Annotated in this window: 28 protein-coding genes; 19 read left to right on the forward strand and 9 right to left on the reverse strand. The window is 45.4% G+C overall.

Annotated elements, in window-relative coordinates; all coding sequences use genetic code 11:
* The first annotated feature begins 91 nt into the window (after positions 1–91).
* The 4 genes from phoU to ACL934_RS05210 are packed head-to-tail and all read left to right on the forward strand — an operon-like array spanning position 92 to position 3,814.
* Positions 92–757 (forward strand): phosphate signaling complex protein PhoU, encoded by a 666-nt coding sequence (gene phoU, locus ACL934_RS05195; RefSeq protein ID WP_374078444.1) that lies wholly within the window; start codon positions 92–94, stop codon positions 755–757.
* The gene (locus ACL934_RS05200; RefSeq protein WP_374078447.1) at positions 750–1,454 is read left to right on the forward strand and encodes a response regulator transcription factor; all 705 of its coding nucleotides are present in this window, start codon (positions 750–752) and stop codon (positions 1,452–1,454) included. The genes phoU and ACL934_RS05200 overlap by 8 nt, the downstream gene beginning before the upstream one ends.
* Complete coding sequence (locus ACL934_RS05205; RefSeq protein ID WP_374078449.1) at positions 1,451–2,881, forward strand: sensor histidine kinase; 1,431 nt, start codon at positions 1,451–1,453, stop codon at positions 2,879–2,881. Before ACL934_RS05200 ends, ACL934_RS05205 begins: the two co-directional genes overlap by 4 nt.
* Positions 2,882–2,923: 42 nt before the next feature.
* Positions 2,924–3,814, forward strand: coding sequence for an RsmB/NOP family class I SAM-dependent RNA methyltransferase (locus tag ACL934_RS05210; protein ID WP_374078452.1), 891 nt, complete (start codon positions 2,924–2,926; stop codon positions 3,812–3,814).
* Positions 3,815–3,822: 8 nt separating this feature from the next.
* Here ACL934_RS05210 and ACL934_RS05215 read toward each other — a convergent pair whose 3' ends face one another.
* A complete protein-coding gene (locus ACL934_RS05215) occupies positions 3,823–4,944 on the reverse strand; it encodes a hypothetical protein (RefSeq protein WP_374078455.1) in 1,122 nt (373 codons plus the stop codon).
* Positions 4,945–5,202: 258 nt separating this feature from the next.
* Between ACL934_RS05215 and ACL934_RS05220 the strand changes: the two genes are divergently transcribed.
* Positions 5,203–5,574: a hypothetical protein gene (locus ACL934_RS05220; RefSeq protein ID WP_374078458.1), complete on the forward strand. Its 372-nt coding sequence runs from the start codon at positions 5,203–5,205 to the stop codon at positions 5,572–5,574.
* Between the two features lie 53 nt (positions 5,575–5,627).
* Here the strand turns inward: ACL934_RS05220 and ACL934_RS05225 are convergent, their stop codons facing one another.
* The gene (locus tag ACL934_RS05225) at positions 5,628–5,897 is read right to left on the reverse strand and encodes a DNA-dependent DNA polymerase (protein ID WP_374078461.1); all 270 of its coding nucleotides are present in this window, start codon (positions 5,895–5,897) and stop codon (positions 5,628–5,630) included.
* An 81-nt stretch (positions 5,898–5,978) separates the two neighbouring features.
* On the opposite strand from ACL934_RS05225, the gene ACL934_RS05230 reads away from it, so the two are divergent.
* The 7 genes from ACL934_RS05230 to ACL934_RS05260 all read left to right on the forward strand — a co-directional run bounded on the left by ACL934_RS05230 (position 5,979) and on the right by ACL934_RS05260 (position 13,382).
* Entirely contained in the window at positions 5,979–7,241 is a 1,263-nt protein-coding gene (locus ACL934_RS05230) for a DUF814 domain-containing protein (protein WP_374078463.1), read from the forward strand.
* Between the two features lie 62 nt (positions 7,242–7,303).
* Entirely contained in the window at positions 7,304–8,248 is a 945-nt protein-coding gene (locus ACL934_RS05235) for an ABC transporter ATP-binding protein (protein ID WP_374078466.1), read from the forward strand.
* Positions 8,245–9,018 carry an ABC transporter permease gene (locus tag ACL934_RS05240; RefSeq protein ID WP_374078468.1) on the forward strand — a complete coding sequence of 258 codons (774 nt, stop codon included), beginning with the start codon at positions 8,245–8,247 and terminating at the stop codon, positions 9,016–9,018. The genes ACL934_RS05235 and ACL934_RS05240 overlap by 4 nt, the downstream gene beginning before the upstream one ends.
* Before the next feature lie 2 nt (positions 9,019–9,020).
* The gene (locus tag ACL934_RS05245) at positions 9,021–10,559 is read left to right on the forward strand and encodes a GldG family protein (protein ID WP_374078471.1); all 1,539 of its coding nucleotides are present in this window, start codon (positions 9,021–9,023) and stop codon (positions 10,557–10,559) included.
* Entirely contained in the window at positions 10,559–11,506 is a 948-nt protein-coding gene (locus ACL934_RS05250; protein WP_374078474.1) for a DUF4340 domain-containing protein, read from the forward strand. Before ACL934_RS05245 ends, ACL934_RS05250 begins: the two co-directional genes overlap by 1 nt.
* A complete protein-coding gene (locus tag ACL934_RS05255) occupies positions 11,506–12,498 on the forward strand; it encodes a galactokinase (protein WP_374078477.1) in 993 nt (330 codons plus the stop codon). Before ACL934_RS05250 ends, ACL934_RS05255 begins: the two co-directional genes overlap by 1 nt.
* The gene (locus tag ACL934_RS05260; protein ID WP_374078479.1) at positions 12,444–13,382 is read left to right on the forward strand and encodes a DUF429 domain-containing protein; all 939 of its coding nucleotides are present in this window, start codon (positions 12,444–12,446) and stop codon (positions 13,380–13,382) included. The genes ACL934_RS05255 and ACL934_RS05260 overlap by 55 nt, the downstream gene beginning before the upstream one ends.
* On the opposite strand, the gene ACL934_RS05265 is transcribed toward ACL934_RS05260, so the two are convergent.
* On the reverse strand, positions 13,379–13,810 hold the full coding sequence (locus tag ACL934_RS05265) for a glyoxalase superfamily protein (protein ID WP_374078482.1): 432 nt from the start codon (positions 13,808–13,810) through the stop codon (positions 13,379–13,381). The genes ACL934_RS05260 and ACL934_RS05265 overlap by 4 nt on opposite strands.
* Before the next feature lie 279 nt (positions 13,811–14,089).
* Here ACL934_RS05265 and ACL934_RS05270 point away from each other — a divergent pair, with 279 nt between their 5' ends.
* The 3 genes from ACL934_RS05270 to ACL934_RS05280 all read left to right on the forward strand — a co-directional run bounded on the left by ACL934_RS05270 (position 14,090) and on the right by ACL934_RS05280 (position 17,652).
* Positions 14,090–14,578, forward strand: a complete 489-nt coding sequence (locus tag ACL934_RS05270; RefSeq protein ID WP_374078485.1) for a DUF3015 family protein — start codon at positions 14,090–14,092, stop codon at positions 14,576–14,578.
* Positions 14,579–14,774: 196 nt separating this feature from the next.
* A complete protein-coding gene (locus ACL934_RS05275; protein WP_374078487.1) occupies positions 14,775–16,706 on the forward strand; it encodes a DUF4105 domain-containing protein in 1,932 nt (643 codons plus the stop codon).
* Positions 16,707–16,830: 124 nt separating this feature from the next.
* Positions 16,831–17,652: a class I SAM-dependent methyltransferase gene (locus tag ACL934_RS05280; RefSeq protein WP_374078489.1), complete on the forward strand. Its 822-nt coding sequence runs from the start codon at positions 16,831–16,833 to the stop codon at positions 17,650–17,652.
* Here ACL934_RS05280 and ACL934_RS05285 read toward each other — a convergent pair.
* Positions 17,649–18,575, reverse strand: a complete 927-nt coding sequence (locus tag ACL934_RS05285) for a CorA family divalent cation transporter (protein ID WP_374078491.1) — start codon at positions 18,573–18,575, stop codon at positions 17,649–17,651. The two genes, ACL934_RS05280 and ACL934_RS05285, sit on opposite strands and share 4 nt — an antisense overlap.
* Before the next feature lie 9 nt (positions 18,576–18,584).
* On the opposite strand from ACL934_RS05285, the gene ACL934_RS05290 reads away from it, so the two are divergent.
* Genes ACL934_RS05290 through ACL934_RS05300 form a run of 3 tightly spaced genes read left to right on the forward strand, consistent with a single transcriptional unit; the run spans position 18,585 to position 22,137 of the window.
* Positions 18,585–19,442: an alpha/beta hydrolase gene (locus ACL934_RS05290; RefSeq protein ID WP_374078493.1), complete on the forward strand. Its 858-nt coding sequence runs from the start codon at positions 18,585–18,587 to the stop codon at positions 19,440–19,442.
* Between the two features lie 56 nt (positions 19,443–19,498).
* Entirely contained in the window at positions 19,499–21,028 is a 1,530-nt protein-coding gene (locus ACL934_RS05295; protein ID WP_374078494.1) for a penicillin-insensitive murein endopeptidase, read from the forward strand.
* A 32-nt stretch (positions 21,029–21,060) separates the two neighbouring features.
* Positions 21,061–22,137, forward strand: coding sequence for a phosphatase domain-containing protein (locus ACL934_RS05300; protein ID WP_374078495.1), 1,077 nt, complete (start codon positions 21,061–21,063; stop codon positions 22,135–22,137).
* Positions 22,138–22,304: 167 nt separating this feature from the next.
* On the opposite strand, the gene ACL934_RS05305 is transcribed toward ACL934_RS05300, so the two are convergent.
* The 3 genes from ACL934_RS05305 to secG form a co-directional block, all read right to left on the reverse strand.
* Positions 22,305–22,610, reverse strand: a complete 306-nt coding sequence (locus tag ACL934_RS05305) for an XRE family transcriptional regulator (RefSeq protein WP_374078497.1) — start codon at positions 22,608–22,610, stop codon at positions 22,305–22,307.
* A 163-nt stretch (positions 22,611–22,773) separates the two neighbouring features.
* Positions 22,774–23,577, reverse strand: a complete 804-nt coding sequence (locus ACL934_RS05310) for an AgmX/PglI C-terminal domain-containing protein (RefSeq protein WP_374078500.1) — start codon at positions 23,575–23,577, stop codon at positions 22,774–22,776.
* A 41-nt stretch (positions 23,578–23,618) separates the two neighbouring features.
* Positions 23,619–24,014: a preprotein translocase subunit SecG gene (gene secG / locus ACL934_RS05315; protein ID WP_374078503.1), complete on the reverse strand. Its 396-nt coding sequence runs from the start codon at positions 24,012–24,014 to the stop codon at positions 23,619–23,621.
* Positions 24,015–24,158: 144 nt separating this feature from the next.
* Here secG and ACL934_RS05320 point away from each other — a divergent pair, with 144 nt between their 5' ends.
* The gene (locus ACL934_RS05320) at positions 24,159–24,629 is read left to right on the forward strand and encodes a hypothetical protein (protein WP_374078505.1); all 471 of its coding nucleotides are present in this window, start codon (positions 24,159–24,161) and stop codon (positions 24,627–24,629) included.
* Here ACL934_RS05320 and ACL934_RS05325 read toward each other — a convergent pair.
* A complete protein-coding gene (locus ACL934_RS05325; protein ID WP_374078508.1) occupies positions 24,626–25,378 on the reverse strand; it encodes a hypothetical protein in 753 nt (250 codons plus the stop codon). The genes ACL934_RS05320 and ACL934_RS05325 overlap by 4 nt on opposite strands.
* Before the next feature lie 43 nt (positions 25,379–25,421).
* The gene (locus ACL934_RS05330) at positions 25,422–26,243 is read right to left on the reverse strand and encodes a hypothetical protein (protein WP_374078511.1); all 822 of its coding nucleotides are present in this window, start codon (positions 26,241–26,243) and stop codon (positions 25,422–25,424) included.
* Between the last annotated feature and the right edge of the window lie 33 nt (positions 26,244–26,276).

A 26,276-nucleotide genomic window follows, 5' to 3' on the forward strand; every position in this document is an offset into this window, starting at 1 on the left:
TTCTGTTAGAATCCTTATGGATGCCGTGTTAAGCGGTGTCTTTATTTTATAAATAATATTAAACAAGGCCTATGCGCTGGGGATAAAAACCATGGAAAGAGCGATCGACACTCAAATTGAAGACCTGAAAAAAATGATTCTTCTGATGGGTGGTCACGTTGAAAAATCTTTAGCGCAAGCAACGGCCGCGTTGTTGTCTCGTGATCTTGGCATGTTTGAACAAGTGCATGCCATCGAAAAACTTGTGAATGAAGATCACATTAAAGTCGACAACGCTTGTATGAATGTTCTTGCGAAGCAAGGGCCGGTAGCTAAAGACCTTCGCTTGGTTCTTTCGATTGTGAAGATCAACAATGATCTTGAAAGAATGGGCGATCAGGCAGTGAATATCTCTCACACAGGCAAAGACTATTTGGGTCGTAAACCGATTCAAGCGCAATTGAGTGACATTCAAAAGATGTCAGAGATTGCCGGCCGTATGGTGAAAGGATCTTTGGATTCTTTTGTTCGCGGCGATGTGGAGCAGGCGAAAAAGATCCTCTCGATGGATGACGAGATGGATGCTTTGAAAAACAAAGTTTTCAAAGATGCCACGGCTCACATGAAATCCCACTCGGAAGATGTTGAGGCGGGACTGGATTTGATTTTGATTGCAAGAAATCTAGAGCGAATGGGCGATCACGCAACCAATATCGCTGAAGATGTGATTTTTGCGTTTACTGGAAAAGATGTCCGACACGGGGGCAAGTTTGGCTGACAATTCGATTCATGTGCTAGTTGTAGAAGATGAACAAGAAATCCGCGAGCTCATGGCACTGCACCTTTTGCGCCAGGGCTACAAAGTGACGGAATGTTCCTCTGCCGAAGACGCCGTGAATGAATTGAATCGCAATAACTATCAAGTTTTCGTCCTGGATTGGATGCTACCCGGAATGAGCGGCGTCGACATTGTTGAAAAAATCAAAGCAAAGAATCTTCAGGCTTCCGTTTTGATGGTGACAGCCAAAGCCGAACCTTCAGATATCGTTCAGGGTCTTGAAAAAGGCGCTGACGATTATATGACGAAGCCCTTTAACCCCACTGTCTTTATCGCTCGTATCAAAGCTCTTTTGCGCCGCCATCAATCGGCGGTATCAGGAGCGCCGGTGGACGACGGTGAGGTCCAGGTTTCTGGCCTGCGTATTAATTTTAAATCTTACGAGATCTCCTACAAAGGGGAGCCTCTTCATTTAACACCTTCGGAGTTCAAGCTTTTAGGCGCCTTAGTTCAAAACCAAGGCTGCGTTTTAACCCGCGAGCAACTTATTGAAAACATCCAGGGCGAGGGCATTAATGTCGTTGGACGCACCATTGACACCCACGTTTTCGGATTACGCAAGAAGTTAGGAGAGTGGGGAGACCGCATTGAGACTATCCGTGGAGTAGGATATCGGGTTAAAGTAGATATCGCATGAAGCGATTTGTACGATTTCCGTGGCGAGTATATTGGAGATTCTTTTTCTATCAGTTGATAGTCTTCAACTTTTTGTTTGTGGCTGTCATCTCGGTCCTAGACGTGCGTCACCGCATGCAACCTTTCGTTTACAACGAAGCTCTTCTCAACTTCTTTCTTTTTAGTATTTTAGTGGCAGCAATCACCTCTTATCGTTTCGCTCGTCCTATTCATCGCGTGATTCTTAAAGCCCTGCGTATTTCAAGTAAGCGCACTTACGGAAACCTCGTCGATCAACAGCAAGAAGAAGATCTTCTGGATGACGAGTTGGATGATATCTCCGAATTAGACGTGGCTCTGAATCACATCCATAGAAAAATGAAAAAGCGTAAAGCGCAGTACATGCAGGCAATGGAAGAGTCCCAAGCCTTTATGAGCGCGGTGGCTGAAGGTTTGGTGAGTGTGAGTTTGGATGAGAAAATTCTCTACTTCAACTCGCAGTTTGCCGCTCAGTTTTTGTCTCCGGATCAAATGAGTGCGTCTGTTTTGCGTTTGAAAGATGCGATTCGTTCTCCAGATGTGTTGGAAGGCTTTGCAAGCTCCATCCAGGCGGGCAAGGTTCGTCGTTTCACGGTGAAACTGAATACTCTTGTCGACAATACGCCTCGCTATTTTGCAGTTTCGGTAAATCCTATTCGCAATGCCAAAACAAAAGAGATCTATGGTGTGGTCGGAATTTTCCACGACATCACAGAGCTTAAAAAAGTGGAGCAGATCCGCATTGATTTTGTTGGCAATGCCTCCCATGAGTTGCGTACACCACTGACTTCCATCAAAGGTTATATCGACACCTTGAAAGAGGATGTGAAGACGGGACAGATTCAGCAAGCCGGAAAATTCCTAGATATCGTTTCTCGCAATATTGATCGCTTGATGGATCTTGTGAATGATCTTTTAAGTCTGAGCACTTTAGAGTCCCACGCGGAATTAAAGCTGGAACTGATTCATCCTCTGCAGATTTCTGAACACATCGTGGCCGAGATGGCAGTTCTTGCGGCTGAAAAAAATATTTCTATTCGTGTGATCGGTGAAGTGCCGCCATTTATGGCCGATCCTGGAAAAGTAGAGCAGGTTTTAAGGAACTTGGTTTCTAATGCCATCAAATTCATCCCGAACGGAAAGTCAGTGCAAATCCGTTGGGAAGGTGACAACGAAGATGAAGTGATCTTGCGCGTGATCGATGACGGCCCAGGAATTCCTGAAGAGCACTTGGATCGTCTTTTTGAGCGTTTCTATCGTATCGATAAAGGCCGTACTCGCGATGCGGGTGGTACAGGGCTGGGCTTGGCTATTGTGAAGCATATTATGCAAAGTCACGGTGGAACGGTGTCAGTGAAGAGTGCTCCGGATAAGGGTTGTGAGTTTATTTGTAGATTCCCGATTAAATAGACCATTTTGACCGAGCGGGGATAGTCCGCTATACTGCTCGGTATGATTTCTGAATCTCATCCATTTTATAAGCATTTCGAAAAAGTTTATGGCGCTCGTTGGCCCGGCCTTTATGCCTCTTTGGTTCAATCCGAACAACAAGTGGCTCGTCGAAATAATTTAAGTCCTATCGACAATCTCTCTGTGAAAAAATGGAGTGCCTTTCCTGAAAAACCGGAATTGCCGGGATGTTATTGGATTCCGCAAGGGGAGCACAGTCAGCCCGAGCGCAATGCCGACGAACTTTTAGATATTTATATTATGGACCCGGCCAGTGTCATGGTGGCGCGAGCTTTGGATGTTCAATCCGGAGATCGCGTTCTGGATATGTGTGCGGCCCCTGGTGGTAAAAGCCTTGTGATGATTGAAGCCCTTGCTGAAGAGGGCGAGATTTTTTGCAACGATCTTTCTCCGGAAAGACGTGAGCGCCTTAAGAAAGTCATTCAGCAATATGTTCCGCGCACCGTGCGTGATCGCGTGTGGGTCACGGGCAAAGACGGCGTACAATTTGGTCTTAAAGAACCGGACAGCTTTGATAGAATTTTATTGGATGCCCCTTGTTCGGGAGAAAGACATATTCTGGAAAACAAAGCCGCGCAAGAAGAGTGGAGTCCTCGCAGAACAGAACATCTGGCGTCTCGGCAGTATTCACTGCTGGCAGCGGCGTTCTTGGCGGTTCGTTCTGGTGGTCGTATTGTCTATTCGACTTGCTCCATCAGTCCTGCTGAAAACGACGATGTCGTTCGTAAACTTTTAAAAAAGAAAAAAGACGCCGTGAAATTGCTCGAAGCCCCCCTTGGTGTGGGCGGGGAGCGTACAGAGTGTGGTGTGGTCTACTTGCCAGATCAATGCGGCTTTGGACCACTATACTTTGCAGTTATCGAAAAAAGTTAAAATGGGTTCTAGTTGCTGAAGTAGTAACGGTAGTAAATCATAAACAATGGATCGATCTTGCCATTGTCCATGTTTTTTAAGTTGTAGTTCACATAGTTGATAAGATCGCCGTGACTTTGTTCGATTCTAAATCCAACTCTCCATTTGCCTTTTCCGGTGGAGATATCGGCGTAAGCAGTTCCTTGGTAACCGTGACGGAAAGCTTTGGATTCATGGCCTGCTTCTGCTTTGAAAGTCAGAGACTTTGGATGGACCTGGCACCATAAAGCGGAACCGAATTTCGCAGCCAAGAAACTTGCGTCACTGAGAGTGCTTCCTTGAGATCCGCCTTCGGCAAATGCACGAACGCGGCAAGAGTTTTTAGCATTCAAATATTCCTTTGCGACACCGACATAAAGTCCAAGAATCGCGCCATCACGAATGCCTTTGCCGTCGTCAATATTTGTCGGTGTTTTTGTTTGTCCGGCTCTGGCGCTGTTCACAAGGGCGTGGAACTTTTCTTGTTGAGTCGCGCCTGAAGTAAAGAAGTTGCCCGGAGCTTGTGAATTCAATCGTTGCCATCCACCTTCGACTCTCCAGTAGAAAACTTTTCCGCGAGCGTTGTCGACATTGTCTAAGACGATCTTAAGAACGTTTTCAGTTGTAAAGTTCTGATCGACGTAACGTCCGCCATCCGCCAGTTTCTTTGCCTCACCATTAATTTGTTTTGTATAAAGATCCGTGGAGTATTCCAAACTTAGATAGTGACCATCTGGCAAAAATCCCCCGATAGCCATTTTAGTCCCATGGGTATAACCATTGTCGTCAGTTTCGGCTTTTACACCCACAGGACGGAGCACGTTGTAGTCGTTCGTCAACGCCAGATAAATGCTCACACCGCGAGGGCGGTCGAAGTTTTCACCGGGTAGGAATTGACGAAACAAAGCGGGAACCTCCGCGGAGCTTAAGAAATCCAAACGCACGATGGTGCCCATTTTTTCTTGAGGAACCAGGGAGCTTGCAAGAGCAGACGGAGCTTCTTCGATTTCTCTTTCATAGTAAAACGGACGCTGCCAGAACTCTTCAGCCTGAGCGACAGAGTGGGCTGCGAGCAGAGAAGCAAGAGCGAGGACTGCCTTTTTGGAAAACATGGGACCGCCTTTATGTGTGGCATAGAGTTAAAGGACAAGAGAGAAAATCACAAGTGGCTCCAGCGCAATGGAGGTTTTTTCCAAAAGCCGTATAAACTTCAGTCAGTCTATTTTTGTGGAACATGGTGGAACGCCAACAAAGTCTCCTTTTGTTTTAGGGCACGCTCTCTTTGTGCAAGTCTGCAGATATCAAAGATGCAATTAACTCAATAAAGAAAGAAATCTTTAGAATAAGAGCCTCATTTACAAGGAGTGTTTATGAGATCTTTATTCGCCATCGCTATTTTCTTAGCAGCCACTATTCTCGTTATTTTTTCCCAGGCCCGAGCGGTGACTCATGAGCCGCCGTCCTGCGGGAACTGTGGCAATAGCAACCCTTACGAGAAATTCTGCGGCAAGCTTCGCAGTGACATCGCCTACATTTACGATGAAACAGCTCAAGGTCCGCAAAAATCTCAAGTCGAGTTGTGCCTGGAATTGCCAACAGGTGATGAGAACTGCGGTGTCACAACAGATCCTCTTTTGATGGCGTCCTTAAGTACGATCACATCTTTGCAGGCCGACACCGTGTGTATGAAGTTTGATAAATCCACAACACCTAAGAAAATCGTTTCCGTGCAGGGACGATAAAACGCAAAAAGGGCTCCTCTGAGAGCCCTTTTTCATTAAAAGATGAAGGATGTTTAGTTGTCGTTGTTTTGACGGAACTTGTGGCGGCGATAGTCTTCCAAAGTCAAAAATCCATAGGTTTTTTTACGATAGATCTCAACGGCCTCAGCCTCAATGTCTGTCAGGACGTCATCCATGAATTCGAGAGGAATATTGCCTGTCTGCATCAGTTGAATGGTGTAGATATGGACCACCTTGCGAATGAAGTCGGGGGTCTTTTCCTTCATATTGGAAGTTTCTTTAAGCTGGGTTTCGACGATTTTAATCAAAGTATCTGTATTCATCCCTTTTACTATCGGATTTAGTTTTACGAACCTGAGCATCACCCATAGAAATTTGGCCTAAGGGATGTCATACTTGACGCTATGAAAGCCCTGACCCAGCAAGAACTCCAGCATTTTGTCTCTTACTTTGCTCCAATATTGGACGGTGCGCAGTTGCAGGATGTCTTGGTCAATGATCGAGGTCTGGCTTTGGGTTTTCGCAAGGACATTCATTACTGGATGATCCTAGACCTTGTTCCCAACAACCCCATGATGCTGATCTTTGAAGAGGAATGCCCTTTTAAAAAAGGGCCAAAGACAAAACCTGTCAGCCTTTTTATGAACTCGCATGCGAAGAATCTTTATCTCACTTCCATGACGGTGTTGGAGGCATTCGGGCGTGTGGTCCGCTTGGTTCTCAAGAACTCGCAAATTGAATGTGAAATTGAAATCAGACTGATTCCCAAACAGTGCAATGTCATCGTGAAGGCCCATGGCAAACAAGTGTCTTGGGATCGTCCGTTGGAACTGACAGCAGCACCGGTAGTTGAAAATCCTCCCGCACCTCGCACTTTGGAAGAGATTCATGAAGAGTGGCTGAATGAGCAGTCTTCTGTCAAAAAGCCGTCGCTCGATCCGGTTGCGCAATGGGAAAAACAAAAGAGGAAGGACCTTGAAAAAAAGAACAAGGCGCTGGGTGAAATTCAAAAACAAATCGAAAGCGACAAACACGATCAGTGGTATGAGGCAGGGCAGTTTCTAAAAACTCATGGTTCTTTGGATGTGCCGGAGCACTTGCGGGCGTGCATTAATACAGCCGAGTCGTTAAGTTGGAATATCGAAAACTGTTTTAGCAAAGCCAAACAGCTTCTGGGCAAGAAGGAGGGCGCGCGCGAGCGCCTCATCGAACTTCAAGAAGAGATCGCGCGTTTAGAAAAATCCAAGTACCAAGAAAAACCGCAAAAGAATCAGCTCGTCGATTTGATGCAAAAGGCGGATGCGCGAGGGCGAAAGTTCCATCTGGAGTCGGGAGCTTTGGCTTATTGTGGCAAGTCCGCCGCGGACAACCTTGCGCTTCTTCGTCAGGCCAAAGCTTGGGACTATTGGCTTCACTTGCGCGATTATCCAGGAGCTCATGCGATCATTCATCGTCAGCGGGATCAGGTTATTTCTGCGAATGAAATTCAAGAAGTCGCCGAGTGGGTGGCCAAAGAGTCTTTGTCGTCAAAATCCCTTATGGTCGGGCAAAAAGTGGCCGTGGTGATCGTTGAATGTCGCTTCGTTCGTCCCATCAAGGGCGATAAATTGGGTCGCGTGACCTACCATTCGGAAAAGACCCTGAGTTTTACCTTGCGTCATTCTTAAGGAGCCTTGACTGACACCCTGGCGAGTCTAAAATTTCTTCATCAACCAGATGGAGATTCAACATGATTCAAGTCAGAGATCTCACCAAAGATTATGGTCCTCGACGTGCCATTAACAAACTCAACTTCTCTATTTCAAAAGGGGATGTGGTTGGCTTTCTTGGTCCCAATGGAGCGGGAAAATCCACGACCATGAAAATCATCACAGGCTTTATGGCTCCAAGCCACGGTTCAGCTTCGGTGGCAGGCTTTGATGTTTTCGAAAACCCTCTGGAAGTAAAAAAGCGCATTGGTTATTTGCCCGAGACACCTCCAGTGTATGGCGATATGTACGTGCGCGATTATCTTCGCTATGTGGCTGCCCTGAAGCAGTTGCCTAAAGAGAAGATCGAAAAGTCTGTGGACTTGGCGATTGAAAAAACCAATTTGGGTGAAGTGCAAAAGCGTTTGATTCAGCACTTGTCCAAAGGTTTCAAACAACGTGTGGGTATTGCTCAAGCGATCGTCTCAGATCCGGAAGTTTTGATTTTGGATGAACCGACGGTGGGACTTGATCCAAAACAAGTGGCGGAAATTCGCGATCTTATTAAAACTCTCAAAGGCCAGCACACGATCATTCTTTCCACGCACATTCTTCCTGAAGTGGAAGCGACTTGTGAAAAAGTCATCATCATCAACAAAGGTGAGATCGTTGCTGAAGACAGCATCCAAAATCTTTCAACGATGGAAAAGGGCCAACGCCGTTTGCACGTTCGTTTGCGCAAAGACGTCGATGACATGAAAACGGTTCTAAAACCAATCCAAGAAGTGACGGCAGTAAGCTTCGGTGCTTCCCACAAGGAATGGAACATTGACCTTACAGGCGGTGAAGAGATCGTCGAAAATATTTCGGCCCTGTTGGTTAATAAAGGTTTGGGTTTGGTGGAGTTGACTCCAGCAAAACGCGATCTTGAAGATGTCTTCTTAAAACTCACATACGGACAAGCACAAAAAGGCGGTGAAGCATGAGCGGCACTCTCGTCATTTTCAAAAAAGAACTTAAAGGCTTCTATCTGAACCCAACCTTCTGGGTGATTTGTTTTTTAGTGAGCGTGATCTTTAGCTGGGTTTATCCAATCCAATTGAACTTGTTCTCGCAGCTTTTGATGAACTACGTGATGCAACAAGGTGTTCCTTCGAATCAATTGAATATTCACTACGGAGTTTTCTTAAGACAGCTTTCGTATTTGAATCTTCTTTTGATCTTTGTGGTGCCAGCCCTCACGATGAAACTTTTCGCAGAAGAAAAGAAACTTCGCACTTTTGATCTGCTTTTGACTTCGCCAGTGACGTCTTTGCAGATTGTCCTGGGAAAATATTTTGCGGCTCTCGGAGCGGTTTTGGGCATCGTCATTTTGGCGCTTCTTTATCCCTTGGCCACATCGACTATTGCGACAGTGAACTGGGCGCCCCTTTTCATCGCGTTCTTTGGAATTTTCCTGGTGGGCGGTGTTTACACAGCGATGAATCTTTTTGCTTCGTCGCTGACAGAAAACAGTATCGCAGCTTACATCATCTCTGTGATGTTCAACCTGTCGATCTGGTTTATCGGGATCGGTGCGGAAGTCGTGGACGGCGAAAGAGCCCGTAAGATTTTCGAACACGTTTCACTAAGTTCGCATCTTTCGACATTGGTAGAAGGAACTCTTCGCACCAATGGATTGATTTTCTTCCTCAGCGTTATTGTATTGTTCTGTTTCCTTGCAGAGCGTGTCGTTGAATCCTCACGTTGGAGATAAGTATGAGTAAGTTAGGTAAAATTTCATTTTTATTTGCCGGTATTTCACTTGTGTCCATGTCCATCACTCGTTACCTCTTGGGTGAATGGGTGCCTTTTTGCTGGGTGGCTTTGGGCTTGGCGGTTTTTTTCTTAGGTTTGGGCCTGGCTAAGGATCGCGCGTTCTTTAAAGAGTTCTTCACGATGAAGACGACGAAAGAAGGAATGAGCATGGGAGTTTTGATCCTCCTCTTGCTGGCGGTTCTGACGATCGTGAACTACTTGGGTGTTAAGCACTACAAGACGTGGGATTTCTCAACAGCTCAGACGAACACTTTATCGGATCAGTCCGTGAAGTTGATCAAGGCTTTGGATTCGGACCTGAAGGTTCTGTTCTTTTATAAAAAGGGCGTTGAAGGCAACGAAGAGAATCGTCGTCTGTTCCGTGAACTGATCAAGAAGTATCAAGATCAAAGCCCGAAAGTGCAGTTGGACTTTGTTGAAGTCAATGAACGCCCTGATCTTGCCAAAGAGTATGGCGTGGATAAGGGGAGCGGTGTCGTGTTCTTGGATTACAAGGGCCGCCGCAATCGTATCGAACGCATTGACGAACAAGAATTCACAAGTGCTTTGGTGAAGGTGACTCGTGAACAAAATAAAACGATCTACTTCACAGTGGGTCATGGTGAAAAGAACTTGAACGACAACCGTGAAGGCTTGGGCTTGGGTTCTTTGAAGCTCATGCTTGAAAACAACCGCTACACGGTCAAAGAGTTGCCGTTGATTCAAAATGCGAAAATTCCTGAAGATGCCGATGTGATTGTGATCGCAGGTCCGATTCAAGGTTTCCAAGATTTTGAAATCGCGGCTCTTGAAAATTATCTTAAAAATGGCGGCAGTCTTTTCTTGGCTATTGAATCTCAGAACACAGCAGGTCTTGAGAAGCTTGTTAGCAAGTTGGGTGTGCAGTTTGAAAACAACTATGTGCTGAACGTTGTTGATACGGTGATGGGGCGCGGGATCAATCAAGGTCCGACGATGGGTGCGGTTTTCTCTGAATCTAACAAGATCACAAAAGGTTTTGGTCGCAGCGAAGTGACGTTGTTCCGATTCCCTCAAGGCCTTAAGAAAGCTCAAGTTCCGGAAGGCCTTGTTGTGGATGAGATTGTTAAAACCACTCCGAATGCGGTTGCTAATAACAGTATGCAAATTCGTGGTGAGGGTGTTGAGGGAACGTACGTCTTGATGGATGAAGTGACAGGTCGTTGGCCAGGCAGTGATGAAAAAGCCAAGGCGTTTGCTGCGATCATCGCTGGCGACGTGGATTTCATGACCAATCAAATGCTTTACCAAAACTTGAATCGTGATTTGGTTCTTAATTCCATCGCGGCTTTAGCCAAGGAAGAGAGTCTTATCAGCATTACGCCGAAGGAACCGCAAGCGACGCAAATGCTTATGACAGAAACCAAGTTTGCCGTTTTCTTGTTTGCATTCATCATTCCTCTGCCTATCCTGCTTTTGGGAACTAGTATTGGTCTTTGGTTAAGAAGGAGAAATGCCTAATGAAACTCAAAGGACGAACCATTCTTGTCTTGTGTTTACTTCTTTTCGGCGGTTACGCCTTCTATGACTTTCAACAAGACAAGAAAAAAGAAGAGAAGACCATGGAAGAAGTTCGTCTTTTGACAGTGAACTTCGAACAGGTCAATCACGTCGAAGTTCAAAAAGGTGCCAGCACCATTGTTCTGGATCGTACGGTGGATGGCTGGGAATTGACGGCTCCGATAAAAGATCTTGCTGATAGCTCGGTTGTTGATGATTTTGTAAAGAACACCGTTCCTGAAAGAGTCATTGAAGTGGCCAAAGAAGGGGAAGGTATTGATTGGGCGATGTACGGTTTGGATAAACCTCTTGCCACGATCATTTTTAAAACTTCAGCAAACACTCAGAATGTTTTTGAAGTTTCTGAAAAACGCAATTTTGAAGAAAACGTTTTTGCCAGAAGAGACAAAGAAAACAAAGTCCTTGTCGTGAATTCCGTTTGGCAAACACGCGCCAATAAAACGGTTTTGGATTTCAGAGACCGCCGTTTCCTGCGCAATAAAATTGCCAGTGTTGACGAGATCAAACTGAAGAATGCCAAAGGGCTTTTAGAAATTAAGCGCCTCGATGGTCAGTGGATTGTTTCAGCGAAGAAAGACATCAAGCTGGATCAAAACAAAGTTCGTGAGGTTCTTACGGCGATTGCGGATGCCCGGGCTTCTGAAATTCTGGAAGGCAATTCCAAGTCCGTAGGTCTTACGACTCTTTTCACCATGGATTTAACTTTGGCCGATAAAAAATGGAAAGCCGAAGTGGGACAAGCCAAAGATAAAATGATTTTTGCGAACGTCTCAGAACCCCAGTTCCAGTTGAAAATGGAAGCGGGAGCATTGGATAGATTTATTAATATGACGGTGGAAGATCTCAAAGAACAGCCTCCTCAAAAAGATCAGAAAGATAAAAAGTAATGCAAAAGATTGTTGTTAAGTCGCCCACGCGTGTGGATTTGGCAGGAGGCACTCTTGATTTATGGCCTCTTTATTTGTTTATTAACGGAGCTTCCACGGTCAACGTCGCCATCAGTATTTATACAACGGCAGAGCTGACCCCTCACGATGACACCACGATTGTTCTGGAATCCGCAGATCTAAAAATTAGAAAAGCTTATACAAACTTGGTCGATGCTTTATCGGACCCAGATCCCAAAATGATTTTGTTGCAAACGCAGCTTCGATATTGGATGCCGCAAAAAGGATTCACGCTCAGAACATTCTCTGACAGTCCCGTGGGCGGAGGTCTAGGTGGCAGCTCGAGTTTGACAATCAGTTTGATGAAAGCGTTCTCGCAATTTTGTGGTCGCCCGTTCAAAGACATTCATCACATGGTTCATGTGGCCCACAACATTGAGGCGGAAATTTTAAATACACCGACAGGGACTCAGGATTATTATCCAGCAGCTTCCGGTGGTCTTAACATTTTACGTTATGGTTATGATGGGGTTCAGCAGGAAGTGATGAGAGTGGAAAACACACCGCTCGCTGAAAAGTTTATGCTTGTCTATACTGGCAAAGCTCATCATTCAGGTTTGAATAACTTTGAAGTGATGAAAGACTCTGTCATTAAAGACGCGACCACTTTAAAAGCCCTTCGTGACCTCAAGGTTATTGCTATTGAAACGGAACATGCCATCCGTGCCGGAAACTGGAAAGATCTTGGCACACTTTTTAAACGTGAATTTGAGTCCCGTGTACGTTTAGCTCCTGAGTTTTCAAGTCCTGAGATTTACAAGCTTGCGGAAGTCTCTTTGCAGAATGGGGCTGAGGCTGTTAAAATTTGTGGAGCTGGAGGCGGTGGCTGTGTCTTGGTGTGGTGTCCTCCAGATAAACGCGAGGGAGTCGCAAACGCATGCCAAAAAGCCGGCTTTCAAGTGATGGACGCAAAACCCGTCGATCCGCTGTAAAGAAAACGACGAAGAAAACCGCAGTTCCTAAAAAAACTGCGGTGGAGTCGTCTCATGCCGGTGAAGTGCATCGTTTTATCGGAATCTCCTTAGGTGGCGGCAAAACAGATAAAGCTTGTGTCGCCGTTCTTGAATACTATCCCAAACATAAAAAAGTCTTTCTTTCGCGCTTGGTAGAAAAAATCAAAAGCGATGAGGTTCATTCCGCGGATTTTAAGATTCACGAGATCATTGAGCAGTATCACAACGATATTGATACCATCGCCTTTGATGTGCCTTTTCGTCCGCCCAATTGCCTGGTTTGCAAAAAAGGTTGCCCGGGCATTGAAGCTTGTAAAGAACCCCATGTTCTGTGGATGTGGGAATACACTCGCAAGCTGCATAAAAAGAAAAAGCCAAGAAAGCTTTTTACGCCTTACACGCAACGTTGTGTGGAGATGTATTTGTCGTCGGAACTTGAAGAACCGTTTATTTTACAACACGCCATGGGTGCCAACGTTGCTCCGCTATTGGCAAGGGCGATGTTCATTAAGCGCCGTTTGAATATTCCTTGTATCGAGGTTTTCCCGAAACTTTCTGTGTGGAGAGTCGGGCGTTCCCTTAATGTGATGAAAAGCCATCTGCGTTTTCATAAGCACTCCATTGGTGGCGATGAAAGTCGTCGCGAAGTTTTACAGGCTCTGAGCACTCACAACGTCGCTTTCGTCTATGATCAAGATGTGAAGTTGATGATCGAGAACAGCCATGCCTTTGAAGCTTTCATCTGCGCTTTGACGGCGTTTCTTCAATCTAAAGGTCAAACCGAATCTCGTCCTGAAGGCTTTCCCAAAAATGAAGACTGGGTGGAATTCCCCAAGTCTTCAATAAAATGGGACGGCTTTTAAGATTCTTTCGTCATTCGCTGAAGCAATCTTTCCCAAGCAGCTTTGTCTTTCGGTTCTGCCCAGTTTCTTCCGACCTTAAGAAGATCCGGATCTTGAGCATCTAAATTCAAAGCTTTCAGATAATCTTCATCGGCCACGAAGAAATCTTTTTGATAAGGAACCAGAATGCCGTTGCTTTCATCGCGAAAGGCCAAGGCCTCTGCGTAGGATTTAAACCATGGCAACGTCTGCGGTCCTCGCCCTCGGGGATTGATCAGGAGATCATTCACTTCGAGAGTGTGTTTGAGCTCACGCCAATTTTCAAAGCCACTGAGGTTGGCAATTTTATTAAGCGCATCTTTGAGTTGGATTTGTTCGCCATTTTTCGCTTTGGATTTTTGAAGAAGTTTGGCGCGAGTCTTTAACGACTCAATTCTTGATCTGGTCATGGAACACCCTTAGTTTTTCGACCATCTACCGCAGGAAAGTCATAAGAGTATTATGTATGTCTGTAAAAAAAATAGAAGTGAGATTCTCTTTGGCGGTAAAGGGCGGCTTCGAACAACCCTGAAACTAGACTCCCACACTTGTTGTTTTTTGTCAACAGGTCTAGGTTCTCTTTGCGTTCATGCCCTGACCATTTGCTGCACAATCAATTTTTGTTTTGCTTCCTGTCCCAAGACATTCCACAATTTTGCATAACTAACCAATCACACACGGAGGTTTTTGTGAATTTGGCTAAAATCGTAGTAGTAGCATTGTTGGTATCTGGTGTAGCACACGCTCAAAAGAAGGGTCTTTTGTCTCAAGTTTCTGGACAAGGTTATTCTTCTGCAGGTTGCGGTTTGGGTTCAGTAGTTATGGGTGCTGATGGCAATCAAGTTCTTGCTGCAACAACAAACGGTACTTCTGGTAACCAAACTTTTGGTATCTCTACTGGTACTTTGAATTGCCAACAAGATGGTATCTTCAAATCTGGTAAAGAAGTTCCTGCATTCATCGAAGTGAACAAAGTTGCTTTGGCTAACGACGCAGCTCGTGGACAAGGTGAAACTTTGGCAGGTCTTGCTAACTTGATGGGTTGTGACTCTCAAGCTATGGGTTCTACTTTGAAAAAGAACTACAACAAAATCTTCGTAGAAACTAACATGCAACCAGCAGCTATCGAAGCTAACATCAACCAAGTTGTTACAGCTAACAACGTTTGTGGTGCTTAGTATTTAGTTCTCCTTTGTGAGGAACCTTTAAAACGCAGTGGCAAAACCACTGCGTTTTTCTTTTGTTGAGGGCTCCTGCCCTCAACCCCTGACGGGGCTGTCGCGAAAAAATCCCCTCCTGGGATTTTTTTGTTGAGGGCTCCTGCCCTCGGTGTAAATCCTTGATTGTTCCCGTGAGAAACTCAAAGATGTTTCTATGCGTGCCTTACTACTTGGAATTATAGCGTTCAGTTCAGTTTCTTCATTTGCAGCCATCGGACTTGAGGGCGGAGCTTCTCAAGCCATTATGGTTGCGGAATCTCAAAAGCTTTCCCAGGATCGTCAGTGGCTGAAGCTTTTGCACTTTGAAAAAGATTTTTTCCAAATTCGCGAAAGTCAGATTGATAGTCCCAAGTTCTTCTTTGCTCCCAACGGAAAAAAAGATCCTCATGCGGAATTGAACGCGACGATCACGGCATTTTTTCAGGAAAAGGGTGAAGATCCTAATGAGCACGCGCAATGCCGCTTTCCTGCACGCTACAAGTGGCTCAAGGACAAACTGAAGGACACGAAAATCCATTGGCTGGATGTGCGCTGCGACCGTTTTGAGGCTTTTTATCAGGGCCTTAAAGGTGAATCAGTTTCTTTGGTTTTCTCGAGCTACTATTTGAATAATCCTTCCTCGGCATTTGGTCATACGTTTCTAAGAATCAACAAAGCTCCCTCTGCGAAAGATGGTCAACGTCACGAGCTTTTGGATTATGGTTTAAATTACGCCGCCGAAGCGAATACCAACAACGCATTCTTGTATGGCTTTAAAGGTCTCTTCGGAATGTTCCCAGGACAGTTCCGCTCAATTCCTTACTACTACAAAGTGCGCGAGTACAACAACGCCGAGTCGCGGGACTTGTGGGAGTATGAATTAAAATTAGGACCCGCAGCCGTTGATATGCTGATTGCCCATGTGTGGGAACTAGGACCCACGCAGATTGATTACTGGTATTTGACGGAGAACTGCTCTTATCACATGCTTTCGATTTTGGAAGCGGCAGACGCCTCGGTCGATATTCTTTCAAAACTAGATCAGTACGTGATTCCTGCCGACACAGTTCGTGTGATGTGGAATAAAACGGACCTTGTAAAAAGTTATAAATACCGTCCGTCCATTCGTCAGGTTTTCTTTGAGCGCCAAAAACTTTTAAACAAAGACGAGCACGAAGAGTTGGATGAACTTGTTGAGCAAATCGCCAAACAAGACGAAATCGTTTATTCAGAGTCGTTCAAAAAAAGAACTCCAGAATCTCAAGCAAAAATCTTAGACGCTTACATCGACTTCATTGATTTCCGATATTCCAAAGAGGTGCAAGAGGCGGGGCGAGAGTTCCAACTTAAAATGCGTGTTCTTGCCAAGCGCAGTGAGATCGCAGTGAATGCAGAAAAAATCGTGATAGACCCTCCACCGGAGGAACGCCCTCATTTGGCGCATCCCTCGGGGCGTTGGGGTGTTGGTTATCTGCGTGACACCGTCGGTGGTGATTATGCGCTTTTAACTCATCGTTTTGCTCTTCATGATCGTTTGGACCCGGCATGGGGTTATCCGTCTTATTCGCAAATCACATTTTTTGATTTGGGATTTTCCTATGGGTCTTCGTATTCAGATCAGGACGAGAAAAAAATTGAGTTAGAAAACTTCGCGGCCTTTGAGTTGATCTCGGCAAGTCCTTGGAGTTCTTTGATCCCTGAAAAATCTTGGCGTTTCAAACTGGGTGTTGAGCGTACGCGCAACGAAAACTTTTTGCCAACTCACGAAGGAATTGTCCGTCTGGGGTACGGTTGGACATTTGAAAAAGGTCCTTTTGATGTAAGCACACAGCTCCAAGGTGAGGTTCACTATGGTCCTACTTTGTATGACAACAAAGTGTGGGCAGGGGCGGGACCTCTTGTCGAAGTTCATTATCGTGTTAACGCAGAATGGTTGTGGCAGGGCAGCGTCCTTTATCGTCGCGACTCAGCATGGGATCAGAAAGACTATTTTCGTAGCCAAATCGAGACCCAATGGAGTTTTTCAAAGACGTGGGGCGTGAGAGCGCTGTATCGCAACGAGAGATTTCTTGAGGAAGCGGCCCTGCAGTTGTTTAATTATTACTAGTACGCTGTAACATTAATTTTATCTACGTTGCTTCGTCGTCGCCGTACAATGTACGGCTTCCTCCTCGCGCCTTGCTAAAATTAATGTTACAGCGTACGAGTTCCTTTTTTCAAGGAGTCTAGTGATGTCACAGACGACAGATTTCCCTTATCTTCACGGTTTTTCAAAAGACGAACAAGACCGTCTTCGTAAGCAGGCGCGTTTTGGCGAGTACACGGTTTATCAAAATATCAATTTGTCTTCAGTCAAAGACTTGCTTGAAGTCGGTTGTGGTGTAGGTGCACAAAGTGAAATTATTTTGCGTCGTTTTCCGGATTTAAAATTAACGGGCATTGATCGCAGTACAAAACAATTGCAAGCCGCAAAACAACGTCTGTCCGGCTTGCCTGGAGCCGAGAAACGTTTCGAACTCAAAGAGATGGATGCGACCGCGATGGAGTTTTCAGCAAACTCTTTTGATGGCGCTTTCCTATGTTGGATTCTGGAGCACGTGCCAGATCCGATTCGTGTGCTTTCTGAAGTTCGTCGTGTCTTGCGCCCTGGTTCTGTGGTTTACGTGACGGAAGTGATGAATGCCTCTTTCTTCCTTGATCCGTACTCTCCGAATGTGTGGAAGTATTGGATGGCCTTTAACGAATATCAACTGGAACAAAATGGTGATCCGTTTGTGGGCGCGAAACTTGGAAACTTCCTTTTGCAATTGGGTTATCGCGATATTCAAACTGAAGTGAAGACATGGTTTTTGGACAATCGCTCTCCACAAGCGCGCAAAGATTGTATCGAGTATTGGACGGAATTGCTTTTAAGTGCCAGCGATCAATTGATTGCGGCAAAATGCGTCTCGGAAGATATCGTGCAGGGAATGAAAGAAGAAATGGCCAAGGTCGCTAACGATCCCAACGCCGTTTTCTATTATTCCTTCGTGCAGGCGCGAGCTCACACTTAGATTTCGTCTTTTCTGAGCCAGCCTTTTTTCGCAATCCAGTAGGTGATGCTGAGTACAACCAAAACCATCACCCCTAAGGTCATATAGTACCCATAGGGAGATTTCAGCTCGGGCATGTATTCGAAGTTCATGCCGTAAATACCGGCGATGAAATTCAAAGGTAAAAAGAAAATCGAGAACACGGTTAAAACGCGCATGACTTCATTGGTGCGGTAAGAAGCCTCATTGGTTTTTTGCGACATCAACGACAGATGCAAATTCAAAAGACCCGTGATCTCCTCTTGCATGTCATCGGCATAAAAAATGTGTTTGTCCAAAGGCTCACGGACTTGCGAAAGATCGCGCAACGACAATTCCACTTCCGTCGGAATTTTCGTGATGATGTCCGAAGTGAACTTAAAGACTTTACGATAAGAAGAAACTTTTCTTTTTATCATATAGCCTTCGCGCAGAATGCTTCGACGTTTTAAAGTGAAAACGCGTTGTTCAATTACGTCGGTTCTGGCGTCGAGTTCGTCCAGGGGCGCATCAAAGCTGCGCAACGTTTGCAGAAACAAGCCTTTTACAAATGAAACTTGCGACATTTTCTCAAACTGAGCTTTGTCCCTTTTGTCCGTGGTGCAAGGAAGAGGCACGCGATGAATAGTAAGAACAAAGTCCTTCCCGACAAAGAAAATCAGCTTCGTTGTCAGTTCTTGCATCGTTCCCGCTTTAGGTTTTGCTTGGGGATCTTGATGGCGAAGGATGACAAAGAGAACTTTTTCTAAAAATTCACACTTGGGAAGATGTTCTGGATCAAGGCACGTCGAGAGTGCTTGCAAAGGAATCGGAAATTCCTCAGCGAGTTTTAAAAGATCCTCTTGCGAAGGAGCTTCGCAGTCGATCCACTTAAAATCTTGCCATTGATGCTCAAACCGTTTCATGATCCCAGTATGACAAAGTTTTTGAAGGTACGCCGTACCTTTTTGAAATGCATTGCGTTGTTGGCTTTGACGGGGTGTCAGTCCTTTTTCTATTTCCCGTTGAAAGACAGACTTTTCGATCCCGCAAAAATAAAAATGCAGCCGGAGGATATTTTTTTAGAGACCCAAAGTGGCAACAAAATTCACGGCTGGTATTTTGCGGCGACAACGCAAGAGAAGAGCAAAGGAACTCTTCTTTTCTTTCACGGCAACGCTGAAAATTTGACGTCACATTTTCTGATGTTTCATTGGCTGCCAGGTCAGGGTTACAACTACTTTATTTTCGATTATCCCGGTTACGGACTCTCGACAGGGAAGCCCACGGCTGAGGGCACCGTGGAAGCAGGGATCGCCGCCGCAGAATGGTTGCACTTAAAAAAAGACAATCGTCCTTTGATTATTTATGGTCATAGTTTGGGTGGAGCTGTGGCTTTGCGAACAGCGGAAGAAATCAAAACCAAGATTCCCATTCGCAATATTGTGATTGAAGCGAGTTTTTCTTCATACAAACGCATGGCGCGAAATGTTCTCAGCCGTCAATGGTGGACCTGGGCCTTTCAACCGATCACGTATCTTGTGATCAGTGATGAGTATGCTCCAAAATCGATTGAAGAACTCTCGCCCATCCCGTTGCTTTTTATTCATGGCAACGAGGATAAGGCGGTGGAGCTTAAAAACACCGAGCACATGTTTGCGGAGGCGAAAAGCCCTAAAGAGATTTGGGTCATTCCCGGTGGGCATCACGGAGATCTCTATGAAGTTCGCAACGGCGAGCTGCGGGAACAATTCTTGTCGTACCTATCTAAAACTTCGACAGCCACCCGCTAGTCAAAGCGCTTTTATTGCAGATTAGAAAGCACAGTTTCTGCAAGAGGAGGCTCAGGATGAAGAGCTTCCTTAGAACCCTTAGTATTATAATTTCTTTCACAATCCTCGGTGCTTGTGCGCCGGACTCTCGTGATGAGGGTTCTGTTGCCAAAACAACTTACGAACCCGCAAAACCTGTGATCGTGAATGAAGAGGGTTATCGTATTGCCCGTGGTGCTACTCGTGTTCAAGACATGAGTGTGAACTTTGATCCGCAAACAAAATCTATGAGCCTGCGTGGAAAGATTGAGTTTCTTTCTACCAAGGGCGGTGCTGTCGACAGTCGTCCTATCGATCTTTCAGGTGTTCTTAGCTCTGACGGTTTTATCAATCTACAAAATCATCGCAGAGATCACCCGCGCACAGATACTGTGCAAGTAGCTGCCAAAGCCACCTGCTTAAGTGAGCAAGGCACTTGTCACTCTTCGTTTATCGATATCTATATTTATTCGGAAGGCGTGGTCTATCATCACCAGATCGAATCGCACCAAGAGTTAAAAGACGAAGAAAAAAAGCCAGACTCTGATAAAAAAGAAGAAACTCCTGCAGAGGAAGAAGACGACCTTGAATCCGAAGGTGGCGCCGATGAAGTGGAAGGCGAGCCGGGGCAATACGTCGGAAGTATCAAAGAAGATATTGAGACTCTTTTAGAAGTTGCACCCCAAGAAGAACCAAAAAAAGAAGAGCCGAAGAAGGAAGATCCAAAGCAGGAGCCTAAAACGGAAACTCCTCCTAAAAAGGATGAACCTAAAAAGGATGAACCTAAAAAGGACGAGCCGAAAAAAGAGGAACCCAAAAAAGAAGAGCCTAAGCGTGAGGAACCCAAGCGCGAAGAGCCCAAAAAGGAAGAACCTAAAAAAGAAGAACCAAAGTCAGAGACTCCTGCGAAACCTCAAATCCAAAAGGTGAGTCAGGCAATTGGTCCTGTGAATGGCGGCCGTCTTGAGAATGCGGCGAATATGTTGAAGTATGAGCAAAACAATCAACCGGCGGGATTCCACATCATCCGTCCGGCGCGTTTAACTCATTTTGCAACAAATGAGCTGGCTTACATCATTTCGCAAATGGGCAAACTCACAAAACAAGATATGCCGGGCTATCAATTGTCTGTAGGCGACCTTTCTCGTGAGAAAGGTGGGAAGCTCGGATCTCATAAATCCCATCAGAATGGTTTGGATGCGGACGTGGCTTACTATTTTAATAACAAATCTTTCCAAGGTTTCTTTGCTTCTGCCATTGCGGTTGATAAACCCCACGCCAATTGGATGCTAGAGCAGCAATGGAAGCTTTATAAAAATGTGGTTCAAACTCAGCTTATTGACCGAATCTTTATCCATAAGGTCCTCAAAAAATCTTTGTGTGAATTGGCCATTAAGAATGGAGAATTGCACAAAGGGAAAAACGAAGGTCTTGCTTACGAGACGCTTCGACGTTTGATCCCGGATGTCGATCATTATAATCACTTCCATCTTCGTGTGAAGTGTTCCAGCGCCCAGGTTCGTTGCCGCCAAATGGCAGAGCCCGCTCCAGGGTCGGGTTGTTTTTGACGAATCCTCTGAAGGCTGACACACTCTAGTGTATGGCTGATTGGCGCGATCGCAGTGAAATGAATGGTGATGTGGTTTTCTTCCGCTATGTTTCTGAAGGCATGGAGAAAAGTCACGACGAAGTCTTTATCTGGGACATCGATAAAACGTATTTGGATACGACCATTGATTCTTTAAGCGGTTTGATGACCACGGTTCTTGAGCGCGCCCTCAATAAAAAAAATATTCCAGGCACCAACACCTTGATGCAGTCCTTGTCGGAGTACCGCAAGCAGCAAAAAGGTTACATGTATTTCCCGATTTATTTTATCTCGGCGTCTCCGCCACAAATGGAAGAAAGAATTTCAGAAAAATTCGCGCTGGATAACATTCGTCCCTTTGGTTGTTTCTATAAAGATAATTTGGCGAACTTACGTCCCGGCCGTTTCTGGCGTTTGACGAAGCAAGTGGGATATAAGTTGCAAGCTTTATTGCAGCTCCGCACTCGCTTGGGCGATAACGTTCGGCAGATCTGCTGGGGAGATGACAGCGAAACAGACGCGATCATCTACAACTTGTATTCTGATATCTGTTCACGTCGTTTGGGCGCTCACGATATTCGCACGACACTTGAAAAGTTGAATGTCACAGGCGAGCAAGTCAATACCATCCTGGAACTTCAAGCGAATATTCCTGAGAATGATCCGGTTGAAAAAATCTATATCAATCTCGCAACCGACACGGATCCCGATTATTATTTGAAATTCGGGCGTAGAACTTTAGCGACGTACAACACGTTCCAAGTGGCTCTGGATCTTTTCCAAGATCATCGCTTGGGACTCGAAGGCATCTACGCCGTGATTCAGGACATGGTTTATAACTACGGTTACACTCCCGAAGAATTGATGAAGAGCTTTGATGAATTCATCCGTCGTGGTGTCTTGGGTGAAAGAGCTTTCATTGACGTCAAAGCTTTCTTTATCGAAAAAGGACTTTTGCATCCTTCCTATGAACCCTCCATGCCGCCACTGAAAGAAAAAACAGTGGAAGACGGAAGAGTCTTTGAAATGGAAGGCGTTCACGAACCGTGGATTCCAGACCGCATCGACTACCTCCACGACTACCGCTAACAGGCTGTTGAAAAAGGCCCATCCGACTGCGTTGTCGGGTCTTATCTTTCACTCCGACGTACTTAAAGTACGCCTCCGTTGCAGATAAGCCCCTCCGCGTGGGCTGCGCCACAAAAATGCCAAAGCATTTTTGTGCGGCTGAACCTTTTTGAACAGCCTTTAACCTTCTAAGCGGCCTTGATGGTGATGCGTTTTCCGCATCCCATGATGACCTTGAAAAATAGTTCCAGAGAAATTCCAGCTAAGGCTCCATTTTTAATGGCGGAAACTTTGGAGCGGGCGACTCCTGAGCGTTCAACGATTTCATTTACTGATAAACCCGAATTTTCGATGGATTTAACGGCTAAGGAAGAAAGTTCCGTTTTATAAATCATAAGTGCTTGGTCGATATGAGAAGTAATGTCGAGAGCCTGCGCAAGTTCCTTCGAAGAACGAATAGCTTTTATATTTTGTTTCTTAGTTGTCTTCTTCATTTTCGAGATCCCTTAGGAAATTCGCTTATGTCCCATTTTTGGGACATTGTCAAATAAAAACGAGTGAGAAGAAGATCTATGCAATTTAAACCCCTCATAGGGGCTAAAAGTAAATGGTGTGGAGTCCGGTCTGAAAAATCACCGGACAATATGTTTTTTGAAACTATTCAAAGCGAAGGGGGAAGACCGTAGAAATAGGGTCGCCGCCGAAGGATTTGAATTCGACTCTTTTTGTGGCATCAATCAGACATTTTTTAAATGTGGCATCGTTGATACTGGAAGAAGCGATTTCAGCTTGCGTGATTTTTCCAGTGCGTTCAATCGTGAAGCTGATCGAAGCTTGGCCCACAACGCCTGGAGTTTTTTGCAGAAGTTGTGTATAGCACTTAAAGAACGAACCGCGATGAGTTTTCAAAGTGTCTTGAATAAACTCTGACGTCAGACCTTCGGAAAGATTTGCCGGGGGAGGTGTTGTCCCCTCTGTCGGTGCTAAGTCCGGAAGAGTTTCCGCGGGCGCTTGTTTTTTATAATTCATCTCGTAGTCCGTGGCACTCCATCTCACGCCATCGCGAGAGATAAAGACGCTGCCTTCGCGCCCGAAGTTTTCCACTTGCAGGTCGCCGCGTTTGATAATCAAAACAATGCGATCGTTCTCTTCGTCTAACGTGATCAAAGAATTTTCTTGAATGCGAATGCGGTAAGCAGAATCAAATTCCATCGTGGCGTCGCCGTCGACACTGGTTTCAACGGAATCCAGAGCAAACAAAGTGGCCCGGCGAGTGAGAGTTTCTTTTTGTGTGAGGTTGTTACGCAGAACAAAGACTTTGCCCAAATTCAATTCGAGACGAGCCAAGGGGCGGGCGCCTGGTTTTTGTTTTTCAGTTTGTGTTGCGATGAAAAGAGAAAGGGCTACGCTAAAAATGCCCACGACTATCAGAGATGAGATCAACCAGTTGTTCTTCGCCATAGGAAAACTATAGCGAAGAACCGAGCGAAGATGTACTAAAATTACTTAGTAGCAGGAGTCGCTGTTGCTGCAGGAGAAGCCGCTGGGGTTGCTGCTTCAGTAGGAGCTGCTGTTGCCGCTGCTGCAGTTGCATCAGCCGCAGGAGTTGTTGCTGGAGCTGTCGCCGGAGCCGTTGGCAAAGGCAAAGTATCAACAACTGATTTTGTTTTAGAAGAAGTCATAACTGACAAAGTCAGACAGCTTACTGCGAAGATGATGGCTGCCCACACAGTCATTTTACCAGCCAAAGATTGCGCGCCTGTAGCACCCAACAAAGAGTTAGAACCGCTAGATCCGCCCATGCCCAATGCGCCATCGCTTTTAGAGTCTTGGATCAATACAAGTACGATCAAAACAAGAGCAACGATGATATGCAGAATTCCGATGAAAGTTGTCATTTTCTAATATCTCCCAAAGACCCCTGAATATAGGGACAAACAGGGGGCTTCGTCCATCCCAAAGTGCCTGAATTCTCTATGATTGACGCAATATGTTGAAAGCTGGCCTTTTCAAACACAAAACCGCCTATAAACTAAAGAACTATGAAACTACATGCTCTTATACTCACCAGCGCTCTTTGCCTGACTCTCACAGCCTGCACTTCGGATGAAGGAATGCTTAAAAAACAAGCAATAGAGGTCGGAACAGCCAAGTTCAATGAGATCATCCAAAAAGAAGGCGAGGAAAGTTTAGGAAACTCGGAATGGCTTCGTCAGGCCTACGGAGAGTTTATTCACAATCGTTCTGAAGTCGAAGTGGAAGAGGTGAAGTTTCAAGGAGAAAAACTCGCGACAGTTTCTGTGGTCGTGACGACGTATCCGACAAAACTGCGTCGCACCCTTTTGGGAATCGCTTCCAAAGTCGATGCTTCAAAAAGTCGTCGTTTTAATTTTAGTGAGGCTGTCAGTTTAGTGGCGCAACAAACAGGCCAAAAATCAGAGCCTGAAAAACAACCTTTAACGGTTCTTAAGTTTTCCAAAAGCTCTGACAAGTGGATTTTAGATAACCCCTAAAACATCATTCCAAATTGAAGTTTTAAGACAGTGATGCGCGGAAGATAAGAGGCAATCGTGAGTGCCGTATCGACGTCGTCTTTGTAATCTTCACTCGTTGCATAGTTAAGATAGTCATCGTCTTTCTTAGAAAGATAAACAGGCTGCGACCATGACACCCAATCGACGCCGAACGTGATGTTCTTTTTAATGGTCCAGCGATTGCCAATGCCCAAATTAAATCCCCAAGCTTCAAGTCCCACAACCTCCGCTGAAGGATAGTGGCCGCTCATGTTGTTGATGAAGTCGTCACCCAAATGAACGTCGAGAGAAAAGAAACTCACGCCATAGTGAACATTCAAACTGTTGCTGCCAAAGAAACTGCGCTTCGTCAGAGAAATTCTTTGTTCTGTGATACTGCCAAGATCGGCAATGAAAACAGGGACAGAAAAACTGCCACGCAAGTATTCCAACTCCCAAGATTTATCGGCATCCAGATTTAATCCCAAGGTTGCGCCAATTTTTCCAGGAATGACTAAATCCAGAGGGGCGTAATTAAGATACGCAAAGTATTTCGTTTCCTCACGACGTTGTCTTGATTGACTCAAACTGGCCCAAGATTCTTTGGCAAGATCTTCGATTTCTTTTAAAGGCTTTTTCTCAGTTTCCTCTTGGGGATGAGGTGTTGTCGGAGCGCTGTCCTCGGCGAGAACATTGAGTGAAGAAAAGCTAACGATGAAACTCAAGCAAAGTAATTTAAGTGTATGCATACACTTTTCTAACTGGAGTTTCAAAGAGGAGGCAACATGAATTTTATTCTGCCGGGCAAATAAGAGCCTTTTCTTTCGAGCTGATTTTGTATTCAGCATAAGGCTTAAAATCTCGAAGTCTTTTGCGCAGTCGCGTGTAACCGTGAGAATTTCCATCCGTGTTTTTACGCCAATAAGCTTCCGCACGGGAGTTGTTCCATCCGCAAAATTGTTTTAACGCCATTGCGGCTATCAAACCGGAAGAGTGCCAGCCATTCCAACAGTGAGTGTAGACAGGACCATCCAGACGCCCTTTGATGCGCAAGTAAATCAGATTGAGAATTTTCTTATTCTCTCCGGCTGCGGCGTATTGTTTATACTTTAATGATTTCTCATCCAGAGTATTGCGACAGCTCACGGCCCGCGGAGCCTTCCAGTAATTTTCTGAATACAAATAAATCGCCGTGGAAAAATCATTCTTGCACAAATTTTTTAAGCCTTCCGTGGGGAGAGGATTTATATTGGAGCGGCGTTTGTGGAAGTATCTGTTATTAGCGCCACCTCGATACATCACTCCGTGCAAGACGACACGAACGTTGCGTGTGCCATAGAGCGAACGAGGACCTCGACCGCGATTGTCGATGATTTTGCTATGGGTGTCTGTGACCTTAAAGCGCTCTTTGTATTTGGCAACTTCCTCTTGTAAATCGAAATGGGATGGAGTTTCTGCAAAAGCTTCGAGTTCGTCCTCCGATGTGTCCGTCTGCGAAGAAGTGTCGAGAAGATCTTGTTCTTGCAAGTCAGGATCTTCTGGCGCACAGGCCATCAATTGCACTGCCACATAAGACGCGAAAAATATTTTGATAAATGATTGATGTGTTTCCATGGCCCTGATCGTGACCGCATCGGGTTTTATTGT

The sequence above is a fragment of the Bdellovibrio sp. HCB-110 genome (assembly GCF_047323225.1).
In the GTDB taxonomy this organism is placed as follows: domain Bacteria; phylum Bdellovibrionota; class Bdellovibrionia; order Bdellovibrionales; family Bdellovibrionaceae; genus Bdellovibrio.

Bases quoted from the DNA above. Each gene is read 5' to 3' on its own strand.
- phoU (WP_374078444.1), top strand. From the start codon at position 92: ATGGAAAGAGCGATCGACACTCAAATTGAAGACCTGAAAAAAATGATT.
- ACL934_RS05205 (WP_374078449.1), top strand. From the start codon at position 1,451: ATGAAGCGATTTGTACGATTTCCGTGGCGAGTATATTGGAGATTCTTT.
- ACL934_RS05210 (WP_374078452.1), top strand. From the start codon at position 2,924: ATGATTTCTGAATCTCATCCATTTTATAAGCATTTCGAAAAAGTTTAT.
- ACL934_RS05215 (WP_374078455.1), bottom strand. From the start codon at position 4,944: ATGTTTTCCAAAAAGGCAGTCCTCGCTCTTGCTTCTCTGCTCGCAGCC.
- ACL934_RS05220 (WP_374078458.1), top strand. From the start codon at position 5,203: ATGAGATCTTTATTCGCCATCGCTATTTTCTTAGCAGCCACTATTCTC.
- ACL934_RS05225 (WP_374078461.1), bottom strand. From the start codon at position 5,897: ATGAATACAGATACTTTGATTAAAATCGTCGAAACCCAGCTTAAAGAA.
- ACL934_RS05230 (WP_374078463.1), top strand. From the start codon at position 5,979: ATGAAAGCCCTGACCCAGCAAGAACTCCAGCATTTTGTCTCTTACTTT.
- ACL934_RS05235 (WP_374078466.1), top strand. From the start codon at position 7,304: ATGATTCAAGTCAGAGATCTCACCAAAGATTATGGTCCTCGACGTGCC.
- ACL934_RS05240 (WP_374078468.1), top strand. From the start codon at position 8,245: ATGAGCGGCACTCTCGTCATTTTCAAAAAAGAACTTAAAGGCTTCTAT.
- ACL934_RS05245 (WP_374078471.1), top strand. From the start codon at position 9,021: ATGAGTAAGTTAGGTAAAATTTCATTTTTATTTGCCGGTATTTCACTT.
- ACL934_RS05250 (WP_374078474.1), top strand. From the start codon at position 10,559: ATGAAACTCAAAGGACGAACCATTCTTGTCTTGTGTTTACTTCTTTTC.
- ACL934_RS05255 (WP_374078477.1), top strand. From the start codon at position 11,506: ATGCAAAAGATTGTTGTTAAGTCGCCCACGCGTGTGGATTTGGCAGGA.
- ACL934_RS05260 (WP_374078479.1), top strand. From the start codon at position 12,444: ATGCCAAAAAGCCGGCTTTCAAGTGATGGACGCAAAACCCGTCGATCC.
- ACL934_RS05265 (WP_374078482.1), bottom strand. From the start codon at position 13,810: ATGACCAGATCAAGAATTGAGTCGTTAAAGACTCGCGCCAAACTTCTT.
- ACL934_RS05275 (WP_374078487.1), top strand. From the start codon at position 14,775: ATGCGTGCCTTACTACTTGGAATTATAGCGTTCAGTTCAGTTTCTTCA.
- ACL934_RS05280 (WP_374078489.1), top strand. From the start codon at position 16,831: ATGTCACAGACGACAGATTTCCCTTATCTTCACGGTTTTTCAAAAGAC.
- ACL934_RS05285 (WP_374078491.1), bottom strand. From the start codon at position 18,575: ATGAAACGGTTTGAGCATCAATGGCAAGATTTTAAGTGGATCGACTGC.
- ACL934_RS05290 (WP_374078493.1), top strand. From the start codon at position 18,585: ATGACAAAGTTTTTGAAGGTACGCCGTACCTTTTTGAAATGCATTGCG.
- ACL934_RS05295 (WP_374078494.1), top strand. From the start codon at position 19,499: ATGAAGAGCTTCCTTAGAACCCTTAGTATTATAATTTCTTTCACAATC.
- ACL934_RS05300 (WP_374078495.1), top strand. From the start codon at position 21,061: ATGGCTGATTGGCGCGATCGCAGTGAAATGAATGGTGATGTGGTTTTC.
- ACL934_RS05305 (WP_374078497.1), bottom strand. From the start codon at position 22,610: ATGAAGAAGACAACTAAGAAACAAAATATAAAAGCTATTCGTTCTTCG.
- ACL934_RS05310 (WP_374078500.1), bottom strand. From the start codon at position 23,577: ATGGCGAAGAACAACTGGTTGATCTCATCTCTGATAGTCGTGGGCATT.
- secG (WP_374078503.1), bottom strand. From the start codon at position 24,014: ATGACAACTTTCATCGGAATTCTGCATATCATCGTTGCTCTTGTTTTG.
- ACL934_RS05320 (WP_374078505.1), top strand. From the start codon at position 24,159: ATGAAACTACATGCTCTTATACTCACCAGCGCTCTTTGCCTGACTCTC.
- ACL934_RS05325 (WP_374078508.1), bottom strand. From the start codon at position 25,378: ATGCATACACTTAAATTACTTTGCTTGAGTTTCATCGTTAGCTTTTCT.
- ACL934_RS05330 (WP_374078511.1), bottom strand. From the start codon at position 26,243: ATGGAAACACATCAATCATTTATCAAAATATTTTTCGCGTCTTATGTG.